Source organism: Martelella radicis (assembly GCF_014196625.1).
Lineage (GTDB): Bacteria > Pseudomonadota > Alphaproteobacteria > Rhizobiales > Rhizobiaceae > Martelella > Martelella radicis.
Genome location: NZ_JACIDZ010000040.1, coordinates 1 through 1,121, shown reverse-complemented (window position 1 = coordinate 1,121; position 1,121 = coordinate 1). Strand labels below are relative to the sequence as shown.

General features: G+C 58.0%; 1 protein-coding gene. It reads left to right on the top strand.

What is annotated here, in order from left to right:
- Positions 1-178 precede the first annotated feature (178 nt).
- Complete coding sequence (locus GGR30_RS23205; RefSeq protein WP_183491657.1) at positions 179-1,108, top strand: IS110 family RNA-guided transposase; 930 nt, start codon at positions 179-181, stop codon at positions 1,106-1,108.
- Positions 1,109-1,121 lie beyond the last annotated feature (13 nt).

The window sequence follows — 1,121 nt, the reverse complement described above, 5'->3', positions numbered from 1 at the left end:
CCGGCATCCTGTGTATAGCGGCTTGTGGTATGATGTGTGCGGGCGGAAGGTCGTCCGGCATCCTGGTCGTTAGAGACCGTTCCCTGGCACCTGATCCTCCGCCCGCTTTGAATATCCCAACCTGAACAGTTGATAGAGGCCGTTTCAGCGGACCTCGCAGCACAGGATGAGGCTTGTCATGATACACCCTGTCTTCATCGGATGCGATGTCTCCAAGGCACATCTCGATATTTTTGATTCTCGGAATTGCACCTATCTGCGGATCGACAACCTTGCCTCATGCATCGAGACCTGGCTCGATAGCCTGGGGGAGCGCAATGTCACGGTCATATTCGAAGCGACCAGTCCCTATGACCGGCGCCTGTGTGTAATCCTGACCTGCCGCGGGTACAGCTACTGCCGTGTCAATCCTGCCAGGGCGCGGGACTTTGCAAGGGCCTGTGGCCTGCTTGCCAAGACCGACGCGATCGATGCGCGCATGTTGGCGCGCATGGGTGAGACCCTGCGACCGCCGACAAGCAAGCCACCGGATCCCGTGCGTCACAGGCTGTGCCAGTTGCATGCCCGAAGAGACCAGCTCGTCGCCATGCGTCAGCAGGAACGAAACCGACTTCACAGTGCAGAACCGCAGGAAGGAGACGGTATCGAACGTCACATCGCCTGGCTGGACACGGAGATCGCCATGATCGAGAAAGCCTGCCTTGAGCTGGTACGGGCAGACACAACCCTGAAACAGAAGATGGACCGGCTGCGCTCCATACCAGGCGTCGGCCCTGTTACCGCCTTCACGCTCATCGCCTTGATGCCCGAACTGGGCGAAGCGCCACAAAGGGCTATGGCGGCTCTGGCTGGCCTTGCTCCTTTCAATGTCGACAGCGGACATCAAAGAGGCCAAAGGCATATCCGCGGCGGTCGAAAGCGCGTGCGCGATGCCCTCTATATGGCCGCTCTTGTCGCCTATCGCCTCAAGAAGCCTTTTGCCTGCACAGCCCAAGCCATGTCCGCCAAAGGCAAGCCGTTCAAGGTCATGATCATCGCAATCGCACGAAAAATCCTAACCCTTGCAAACGCAATGCTAAGAGATCAGACCATGTACAAACCAGCCTGAACAGGTACAAAAC